At 60.9% G+C, this 501-nt stretch carries 1 protein-coding gene and 1 pseudogene; both read right to left on the reverse strand.

The annotated features are described in order from the left end of the window. The coding region (locus GYA94_RS26730; protein WP_161893461.1) for an aminotransferase class III-fold pyridoxal phosphate-dependent enzyme at positions 1–265 on the reverse strand (265 nt) is incomplete at its 3' end. 48 nt (positions 266–313) lie between these two features. Further along, positions 314–501 (reverse strand): annotated as a pseudogene (locus GYA94_RS26735) (glutamine synthetase); the annotation flags it as partial.

Consider the following 501-nt stretch of genomic DNA (forward strand, 5'->3'; position numbering starts at 1 on the left):
ACAGGTTGTAGTACGGCAGTTCACGCATCTGCTTCTCTGCCGCCTGCACCAGCTCTTCGCGGCCATAGCCCACGGCCACGCACCACAGGCCGGCCATGCCATCGAGAATCTTGTGCCCCTCGCTGTCCCACAAATGCACACCCTGGGCCTTGGTGATGATGCGTGGCCCCTTCTCTTTCAGCTGCTTGTAGTCACTGAAAGGTGCCAGGTGATGCTCCCCGCTCAGGGCTTGCCATTCACGGGTTTGCGGGTTGTTGACGCTCATGGGCTTCTCCGTAGTTCGGCCGCCGCGCACCTGCGGCGCCAGGGTTGATCAGACAGCAAACAGCAGGAACTCACGCTCCCAGGAGCTGATTACACGTTTGAAGTTCTCGTGCTCGGCGCGCTTGGTGGCGACATAGCCGGTAATGAATTTCTTGCCCAGGTACTGCACCAGCGCACGGCTGTTCTCCATGCGCTCCAGGGCATCTTCGATGGTCAGCGGCAGGCGCAGGTTGCGCC

Source organism: Pseudomonas juntendi, assembly GCF_009932375.1.
Taxonomy (GTDB): Bacteria; Pseudomonadota; Gammaproteobacteria; order Pseudomonadales; family Pseudomonadaceae; genus Aquipseudomonas; species Aquipseudomonas juntendi.